Origin of the sequence: Arthrobacter sp. SO3, assembly GCF_020532825.1 — a bacterium.
In the GTDB taxonomy this organism is placed as follows: domain Bacteria; phylum Actinomycetota; class Actinomycetes; order Actinomycetales; family Micrococcaceae; genus Arthrobacter.
This window is the reverse complement of the sequence record NZ_MQTS01000161.1, coordinates 1-8,672: the sequence shown is the minus strand read 5'-3', so window position 1 is coordinate 8,672 and position 8,672 is coordinate 1. Positions and strand designations below refer to the sequence as shown.

Below are 8,672 nucleotides of genomic sequence, written 5' to 3'. Positions count from 1 at the left end.
GCGCCCGCCTCCACTGCCTGGGAGACGAAGTCGGCCCCGTGGCGGGTGGCGCCGGGCAAGGCAACGTACAGGTCCCCCGGCTGGACCGTCCGGGAATTCAGGGAGATCCCCGTTACGGCAACGGAGCCGGACGCCCCAGGAACGACGACGCCGATCGACTCACCGATGGTTGCCAGCGGCACTGCGGCAACCGCAGTGGGCCGGAAGCCCTGGGTGGAGTCCTGACCGGACGGCGCGGAAGCGCCGGGGGCGTTGAGCTCTGACAAGTGGGTCTCCGTTGTGGTGCTAGTGGATCTTGCGCTGCGCACGGAGGCGTGCTCCGGCCCGCAGGCACTGTGGTTTGGCACTGGTTCGTGACGCCGGGTGCTGAGTGGAACGGGTGCTACTTGACGTACTGCGGCAGCCGGACGGGCTCGCCGGTGGAAGGCTGGACGTTGAACGTGCGCAGCGTCTGGCTCATCACCGAACGGAACACCGGACCGTTGGTGATTCCGTAGATGCTGCCCTTGGGCCGTTGCAGGACCACTTCAACAATAAACCGCGGATCGTCCATCGGCGCCATTCCCACCATGGAAGCGGTATAGCCGCAGAAGCCGGACTTGCCGTCGTCGCAGGGCGATTCCGAGGTTCCGGTCTTCGCCCCCACCCGGTAGCCGTCAATCGCGGCGTCCTTGATTTCGCCTTCGGTCACGGCGCTCTCCAGGATGTCGCGGACCTGCTGGGCGGTGTCTTTGGTGACAATCTGCCGGGGCGCCTGGACCGGAACCTTCTCCTCGGTGCCGTCCGGGTTGATGTAGCTGTCAATCAGCCTCGGCTGGAGCATGACGCCGCCGTTGGCGATGCTCTGGTAGGCGCGGACAGTCTGGAGGGTCGACTGGGCCACGCCCTGCCCGAAGAGGACGGTGTACTGCTGCCGGCCGTCCCATTGATCGGCCGGGGTCAGGATGCCGGGGGATTCTGCGGGCAGACCGATGTCCGGCGCTTCGCCGATGCCGAACTTCTGCAGCCAGTCGTGGCGTTTCTCCTTGCTGAGCCGCTCGCCCACCATCACGGTGCCGGTGTTCATGGAATAGCCGATAATGCCGGCCAGGGTCCGCTCCTCGGTACCGTGGACAAAAGCATCGGTGAAGGTCTGGCCGTCGACGGTGTAGGTCGGCGGAACAGTGATGTGATCCAGCGGGTGGGCGGTGCCTTCTTCGATGGCGGCTGCGGCGGTGATCATTTTCTCCACCGAACCGGGCTCGTAGGCTGCCGTGACGGCCCGGACGCCGCGGTCCTTGGCATCGGACTTGCCCGGGTCGTTGGGGTCCGGGGAGTTGGTGTCCGCCATGGCGATGATGTCGCCGGTCTTGACATCGGAGACCACGATGATGCCCCATTCGGCGCTGAGCTTGTCTTTCTGGCTCTGGATCGCCTGCTGGGCGAAGTACTGCAGGTCCGAGTTGAGAGTGAGCTTGAGGTCCTTGCCATTGACGGCTGGGGTCAGCTGGTCCACTCCGACCGGGATGCGCAGCCCGTCGGCGCCGATTTCGAAGAGCCGTTTGCCGGGGGTGCCCCGGAGGATCTCGTCCTGGGTCTGCTCAAGGCCGGCCTGTCCGGTGGTGCCGTCCTTCAGGAAGCCGACAATCCCGCCGGCCACCGAACCGTTGGGGTAGACCCGCTTGGTGGTGCCCACGGTGACGATGCCGGGGATCTGCAGTTTGGAGATGCGGTCCTCGACGTCAGGTTTGAGGTCCTTGGCCACGATGTAGTACGGCTTGTCCCCGGTGAGGGCCTCCTTGACCGCGGCCATGTCCATGCCCAGCAGTGAGGCAAGCTCGGAGATGCCCTGGTCGCGGGAGACTTTGACCAGCTCATCCTTGCTCTCGTCGAACCGGCGGAACGACTCGGTTTTGGTGTTGACTCTCTGGTCCACCACGACGTTGTAGCGGATCACGCTGCTGGCCAGGACGGCGCCGTTGGCATCGAGGATGCTGCCGCGCTCGGCCGGGAGTTCGATGGGGGTGAGCCTGTTCTGGAGGGCGGCTTCGGCCATGCCCCCGACGTCGAGGCCCTGGACCAGGAACAGCTTCCCGCCGACGACGAGCAGGAGCGTCAGCATGACGCCAAGGCCCAGCCGCAGCCGCAGGGTCGCGCTTGGCGCTTTCGCCTTGCGTGCCCTGCCGGTGTTCTTTGCCACGATGTGTCCTTGCTGCTTGCCTGGCTGGTGGTCCGTCCTGCGTTAGTTTCCCGGGACCTTCTGCGCGGGGGCCGGGACCGAGCCCCCGTGGAGTTCGACAGCCGGCGGAGCCGGCACAGCGGCCGGTGCGGCTGCTGCCGCGGCGGGCGTCGCAGCTGCCGGCGCGGTGGCTGCCTCGGCGGCGGGCTTGCGGTTCGCGAGCGGCTCGTTGACGGTCGCGGGCGGAACGACGACGAGTTGTCCGGCCACGGCCGGAGCGGCGATGACGGCGCCGGGGGCGTCGCCCTTCACCGCGGGCTTTGCCTTGCCGCTGACCTTCAGGGTGGAGAGGTCGATCTGGCCCTTGGCCGTGGAAGCCACCATGCCCAGTTCGGTGGCCTTGGCGGCCAGGTTCTGCGGGGCGTCGAAGTTCTGCACCTGCTGGGTCAGGTCCTGGTTCTGCTTCGTCAGCGTGGACTGCTCGCTCCGCAGCTGCACCAGCTGGTACTGCGCGGTGGAGACGGAGATGTTGAGGACCAGCACTGCCATGAGTGCGACGGCGAGGAGGCCGAAGCAGAGCACGACGAACGGGGCACGGCGTTTCCGCGGGGCTGACCGCACCAGCGAGAGCGGGGTGCGCGCCTTCCGGTCGGGGCCGGTGCCGGGGGTTGTCCCGGGCAGCGCGTGGGCCGTCGCTTCTGTGGCAACGGGGAATCTGCTGACAGCTGCGGTGCTCATGCGGCCCTCCTGGCTTTGATGCGTTCCACAGCGCGGAGCCGGGCGGACGCGGCGCGTGGGTTCTCGGCGATTTCGGCGGCGGTGGGCACCTCGGTGCCCTTCGTCAGGGATTTCAGCTCTGCCTTGTGCTCTTCCAGTTCCACCGGGAAACCCAGTGGTGCGGAGGATTTGGATCCGGCCTGGAAGAAGCCCTTGACGATCTTGTCCTCCAGCGAGTGGTAGGACATCACCACGACGCGGCCGCCGACGGCGATCGCGTTGATGGCCGCGGGGATGGCGCGTTCCAGGACGTCCAGCTCTTCGTTGACCTCGATCCGGAGCGCCTGGAAAGTGCGCTTTGCGGGGTGTCCCCCGGATTTCGCGGCGCCGGCGGGTACGACTCCACGGATCTGTTCCACGAGCTCACCCGTGGTGGTGAAGGGCTTCGCGACGCGTGCGGTGACAATCCGGTTGGCGATGCGGCCGGCAAACTTCTCTTCGCCCCATTTCCGGATGATCCGGACCAGGTCCTCTTCGCTGTAGTTGTTGACGACGTCGGCGGCGGTCTGGCCGCGGCTCGTGTCCATCCGCATGTCCAGCGGCGCGTCGAAGGAGTAGGCGAAACCCCGCTCCCGTTCGTCCAGCTGGAGCGAGGAGACCCCGAGGTCCATCAGGACTCCATGGACTTCGTCGAAACCGAGGTCCGCCAGGACCTCAGGGATTTCGTCGTACACGGCGTGAACCAGGTCGATCCGGTTGGCGAAGGGCCGGAGGCGCTCCCCGGCGAGGGCCAGGGCTTCTTCGTCACGGTCGATGCCGATCAGGTGCAGATCCGGGAAGCGCTGCAGCATCGCCTCGGCGTGGCCGCCCATGCCCAGGGTTGCGTCAATGGCCACGGGGGTCTCGCCACGGCCGCGGGCCGCTTCGAAACCAGGTGCCAACAAATTGATGCACCGGTCCTTGAGGACCGGTACATGGCGTTCGGACGTAGGCTTCGACTGGTCAGGGTCCGTCATGCCTGCGTCCTTTCGTTGTCCGGCTGATTCGTTGGAGTGCGGCTGCTCGCTGCGCGTGCCGCTTCTTGATCCAGATCCCCATCCGCGCCTATCCTGCGTCCGCCTGGCTCCGGGGAAGTGAGCCAGGAAAACATCCGGATGGGCGGCTGGAGATCTCGATCAAGAATCGTGCAGTGCTGCTTGGTGCGTGTGGGGTTTCAAAAGATCCCCGGTATTGCGTCGTCGGTCTCCGAGAAGGCCGTTTCCTTTTCGGCGAGGTACTCGTTCCAGGCCTGGGCGTCCCAGATCTCGGCACGGGTTCCTGCACCAATGACGGCCAGTTCCCTTCCGAGCCCTGCGTACTCCCGGAGCGCCGGCGGAATCGTCACGCGCCCCTGCTTGTCAGGTACTTCGTCGGAGGCTCCAGAGAGGAAGACCCGGATATAGTCGCGAGCTTGCTTGCTGGAGAGTGGAGCCTCCCGCATTTGCTCGTGAACCCGGCCGAACTCCGCCTCACTGAAGACATAGATGCAGCGTTCCTGGCCCCTTGTGAGCACCAGGCCGCCGGCAAGCTCCTCTCGGAACTTCGCGGGAAGGATGATTCGACCTTTTTCGTCCAGACGCGGCGAATGTGTGCCGAGAAACACGGCCCACCGCCCGTCTGTTCGCAGGAAGCCCAACGTCCCCCGTGCTGCCACTACCCTCTTACGTCCTCCACATTACTCCACATCCCTCCACAGTCAACGACACGCCGAACGTTTCTGCGTCAATTTGTGCTGCAAGCCGGGCCGGGCTCCCAGCAATAGCAGGGAACCGGGCCTGGTGGCGCGCAGTGGAGGGATCTCGGGGACCGCGGCGGATCCGACGGCGTGCGGCAGCCCGGGCGGGGTCGGCTGCCCGACGGCGTGCGGCGGCCCGGGCGGGGCCGGCCGCCCGACGGCGAGCGCGAGGCCGGGCCCGGGGAGGACATTGGAGGAGGTTACTGCGGCGCCCTGTCCGGCGAAGAACGCCGTGGCCTGCCGTCGTTAACGGCAAAAGACCCGCCGAAGCGGGTCTTTTGTGCCACGTGGGTCCAGCGTGGTGGGAAGTGGAGGGCGGGTGTAGGAGGTCGGTGGTGGCGCGGGTGCGCCGGCCGGGCGCTCAGGACTCCCCGCGGTGCCTCTCGTCCCAGCGTTCCTCAAGATTGCCCATGAACGAACTCCTGGGCTTCCCGGACTTCCGGGCTGTCCCGGCGGCTTTGGCTTTGCCGGCGGCCGCACCGCGCATGGTTGCGTAGTACACGCCCGCGCCCATCACGACGAAGCCAAGGACTCCAACGAAGATGTTCTGGATCGTCACGCCAAAGAGCAGTAGCACGACGCCGGCGAGGGTGGCCAGGACGCCGATCACCAGATGGCGGGTTGAGAATGATCGTCCCGCGTCCGAGCCCATGGTGCTGGCGAACTTGGGATCGTCTTCATGCAGCTGCTTCTCAAGTTGCTCCAGCAACTTCTGTTCGTGCTCCGAGAGCGGCATCACGACCTCCTTAAGTAGGCCAACGTCCAGACTGACGCGGCCAGTGTCACTAAACCCACAACGTGCGGGATTCCCGTGTGGTTCCCAATGACCTTCGTTGGTCGAATTTGGGATTCCACAACCCCTTCCGGGGCGATCAGCTGGTCATGCATTAGTCCGAACGCTCGATCCAGTTGTACTAAATCTACGTATAACTAAGGATAGTTTGTCGCGCCGTGTTCTGAAAGATGCCTAACGTCCTCTTGACTTCATCAAGGAGTGACAGGGCACCCCCAGGGTCAGCCCGGGTTGCCCCCGGGGTCCAGCAGCCGTGCCGGAAGCACCGATTTAGTGCCAAATTTCCGGGTCACCTGGTCCAGGACCTGCTCGGCGGCGCGCCAGTTGTCATCCCTGCGGTCAAGGCTCAACTGCAGGGGCGCCTGGGCGGCCTCCTCGAGCTGTTCGGCCCTGATCCCCACGAGCCGGACGGTCATGGGGCGGTCGCCGACTGATTCGAGCAGCTGGACGGCGACGGCGTACAGCAGTTGGGCGCTGTCGATCGGGGTACTGACCGTCCGGCTGCGGGTGATCGTGGAGAAGTCCGCGTAGCGCAGCTTGAGGGCCACGGTGCGGGCGTGCATGCCGGCGCTGCGGAGGCGCTCCGCCGTCCGGTGCGAGAGCCGCAGCAGTTCCCGGTGCAGCAGTGCCTCGTCCGCGGTGTCCACCGCGAAGGTCTCTTCCGCGCCGATGCTTTTCTCCAGCCGGACCGGGGTTACCGGGCGGGGGTCAATCCCCCACGACAGGCGGTAGACGTGTTCCCCGGAGGCACCGAGCACCTTCCGAAGTGACGGCAGCGGGGAGGCCGCGACGTCCGCGACGGTCCGGATGCCCATCCGTGAGAGCACCTCGACGGTCTTGGCCCCGACACCCCAGAGGGCACTGACCGGCAGGCTGTGCAGGTACGGGACCGTCTCTTCCGGGCCGATGAGCAGGAGCCCGTTCGGCTTGCACCGGGTGGAAGCAATCTTCGCCACGAACTTGCTGGCGGCAATCCCCACGGAGGCGGTGATGCCCAGCTCGCTGCGGACACGGGTGCGGATGAGTTCACCGATCCGGCGGGGCGGACCCAGCCGCCGGATCGCCCCCCCGACGTCGAGGAAGGCCTCGTCCACGCTGAGCGGCTCCACGAGTTCGGTAATCGAACCGAAGATGTCCATGATCTGGCCTGAAACCTCGTAGTAGAGCTTGTGCCGGGGCTCGATAACAACGGCGGAGGGACACATCCGCATGGCAACCACCATCGGCATGGCGGACTTGACGCCAAAGCGCCGCGCTTCGTAGGAGGCGGACAGTACGACGGACCGGTCGGCGGGGTAACCCACGATGACGGGTTTGCCGACGAGTGCCGGACGGCTGCGCAGTTCCACGGAGACAAAGAATGCATCCATGTCCACGTGCATGATGCTGCTCCGCCGGAGCTCGCGCAGGTAGGCCTCGCTGGGCCGTCCGGCTGCGTCCTGGGGAGGCTGCTCCCGCTGCTGTTTATCCTGGTCCGGCCGCACGACTTCAATCCTATGCCCCGGGACTGACTAAACTGGAGGCTGAATCCGGCGTCAACCCCAGGAGGAAAGTCCCTGTGAAGGTATTTGGACCGAGCAAACGTGCTGCGGCAGCTGTTCTGGCGGCGGGCACGCTGATGGCCTTGGCCGCATGCGCGCCCGCCAACCCCGGGACCGCTTCGTCGGGCTCCCCGTCGGCTTCGGCTGCGCCCACCGCAGCCCAGCCTTCGACCACGGCGCCGGCCAGCCCCTCCGCCGAACCCGGCACATCGGCCACCGTCGGTGCCATGGTGCCCGGTTTCCCGGAGAAGCTACTGCCGGTGATGCCGGGGGCGAAGGTTGTTTCCAGCAGCTTTGACAAGACCACGGCACCCGCGACCGTGGCGCTGGTAGGCAGCATCCCCGCTCCCGCGGCCGAGGTGCTCGCCTTCTATACAAAGGAACTTGTTGCCCAGGGCTTTGCGGCGGTTCCGGGGGAAACGGTGGGAGCGGTGCCGTCCAAGGACTTCCTCCGCGGTGACAACGAAACGGTCAACATCTCGGTGGTGGAATCCGCCGGCGTTTCCACCTTCACCATCGGTGCGAACGTCGCCGCTGAGTCCGTCAAGTGACGCTCGCCGAGCAGTTGCGCCTGGAGCAGGCTGCGTTCGTAGCCGCCGTCGCCGGAAAGCTCACAGATTTCCTGACGACCCGCCAGTCTGTGATGTCCTCGATCTCCCCGGACATTGATCCGCTGATGGGATCCATCTCGAACCTGGTCACGGGCGGAAAACGGATGCGGGCCCTCATGTGCTACTGGGGCTGGCGGGGCGCCGGCGGCGAGGCCGGAGCCAACGAGGTCGTGACCGCAGGCTCCGCACTGGAACTCTTCCAGGCCGCGGCCCTGATCCACGACGACATCATCGACCGCTCGGACACCCGCAGGGGCGGGCCCAGCGTGCACCGGCGCTTCAGCGAGCTGCACGAGGCGCAGGGCTGGGCGCTGGACGGCGAACGGTTCGGCCACGCCGCCGCTATCCTGACCGGCGACCTGTGCCTGTCCTTCAGCGAGGAATCGTTTACCGAAATCGGGGAGAGCGCAGCTTCCGGGAGCCGGGCACGGCTCATCTTCAACCTGATGCGCGCCGAAGTCATGGCGGGCCAGTACCTCGACATCCTCGAGGAAGTTGCCGGGCCCAAACGGGACCGCGCCGGAGCTGTCAGCCGCGCCCAGTCCATCATCCGTTTCAAGTCCGCCAAGTACTCCACGGAACATCCGCTGGCTTTGGGCGGCGCCCTGGCCGGCGCCCACGACGAGCTGCTGCGCGGGTACTCGGCGTTCGCCCTCCCGCTGGGCGAGGCCTTCCAGCTCCGCGACGACGTCCTGGGAGTCTTCGGCGATCCGGTGACCACCGGCAAACCGGCGGGAGACGATCTCCGTGAAGGAAAGAGGACCGTGCTGATCGCCTTTGCCCTGGACCTGGCCAGCCCAGCCGAATCGGCCTTTATCGACGCGAAGCTGGGCAGCCCCGGGCTGGTCGATGCCGACGTGGACGAGATCCGCCGGATCATCTCCGATTGCGGCGCGCTCCAGGCGACCGAAGTGCTGATCGAGGACTTCGGCCGCGCAGCCTTCTCCGCCCTGGATCTCCTGCCGCTGGACGAACTGCCCAAGACGGCGCTCCGGAAGCTGGCCGAGGCCACGGTCAGCCGCGCGGCCTGAGCCGCCCGCAACCCGGCTGCACCCCAAACCCCGCGGCACCCCAAACC

General features: G+C 66.5%; 9 protein-coding genes. 2 read left to right on the top strand and 7 right to left on the bottom strand.

The genetic code is table 11. From position 1 onward, the window contains the following. The 7 genes from BJQ90_RS14885 to dinB form a co-directional block, all read right to left on the bottom strand. Positions 1-266: Mur ligase domain-containing protein (locus BJQ90_RS14885; RefSeq protein WP_226761018.1), on the bottom strand; the 266-nt coding region annotated here is incomplete at its 3' end. Positions 267-382: 116 nt separating this feature from the next. Beyond that, on the bottom strand, positions 383-2,179 hold the full coding sequence (locus tag BJQ90_RS14880) for a peptidoglycan D,D-transpeptidase FtsI family protein (RefSeq protein ID WP_226761017.1): 1,797 nt from the start codon (positions 2,177-2,179) through the stop codon (positions 383-385). A 42-nt stretch (positions 2,180-2,221) separates the two neighbouring features. Then, entirely contained in the window at positions 2,222-2,896 is a 675-nt protein-coding gene (locus tag BJQ90_RS14875) for a hypothetical protein (protein ID WP_226761016.1), read from the bottom strand. Beyond that, positions 2,893-3,891 (bottom strand): 16S rRNA (cytosine(1402)-N(4))-methyltransferase RsmH, encoded by a 999-nt coding sequence (rsmH, locus tag BJQ90_RS14870; protein WP_226761015.1) that lies wholly within the window; start codon positions 3,889-3,891, stop codon positions 2,893-2,895. Before rsmH ends, BJQ90_RS14875 begins: the two co-directional genes overlap by 4 nt. 197 nt (positions 3,892-4,088) lie before the next feature. Then, complete coding sequence (mraZ, locus tag BJQ90_RS14865) at positions 4,089-4,517, bottom strand: division/cell wall cluster transcriptional repressor MraZ (protein ID WP_226761014.1); 429 nt, start codon at positions 4,515-4,517, stop codon at positions 4,089-4,091. A gap of 493 nt (positions 4,518-5,010) precedes the next feature. Beyond that, positions 5,011-5,385, bottom strand: a complete 375-nt coding sequence (locus BJQ90_RS14860; RefSeq protein ID WP_226761013.1) for a DUF3040 domain-containing protein — start codon at positions 5,383-5,385, stop codon at positions 5,011-5,013. Between the two features lie 278 nt (positions 5,386-5,663). Next, a complete protein-coding gene (gene dinB / locus BJQ90_RS14855) occupies positions 5,664-6,926 on the bottom strand; it encodes a DNA polymerase IV (protein WP_413463693.1) in 1,263 nt (420 codons plus the stop codon). 74 nt (positions 6,927-7,000) lie between these two features. On the opposite strand from dinB, the gene BJQ90_RS14850 reads away from it, so the two are divergent. Together BJQ90_RS14850 and BJQ90_RS14845 are read left to right on the top strand one after the other, a co-directional pair. Beyond that, positions 7,001-7,534, top strand: a complete 534-nt coding sequence (locus BJQ90_RS14850) for a hypothetical protein (RefSeq protein WP_226761012.1) — start codon at positions 7,001-7,003, stop codon at positions 7,532-7,534. Then, complete coding sequence (locus BJQ90_RS14845; RefSeq protein WP_226761011.1) at positions 7,531-8,625, top strand: polyprenyl synthetase family protein; 1,095 nt, start codon at positions 7,531-7,533, stop codon at positions 8,623-8,625. Before BJQ90_RS14850 ends, BJQ90_RS14845 begins: the two co-directional genes overlap by 4 nt. Positions 8,626-8,672: the final 47 nt, after the last annotated feature.

Excerpts from the sequence above, each read along its gene's own strand:
- BJQ90_RS14860 (WP_226761013.1), bottom strand. The coding sequence starts at position 5,385 with ATGCCGCTCTCGGAGCACGAACAGAAGTTGCTGGAGCAACTTGAGAAG.
- BJQ90_RS14875 (WP_226761016.1), bottom strand. The coding sequence starts at position 2,896 with ATGAGCACCGCAGCTGTCAGCAGATTCCCCGTTGCCACAGAAGCGACG.
- rsmH (WP_226761015.1), bottom strand. The coding sequence starts at position 3,891 with ATGACGGACCCTGACCAGTCGAAGCCTACGTCCGAACGCCATGTACCG.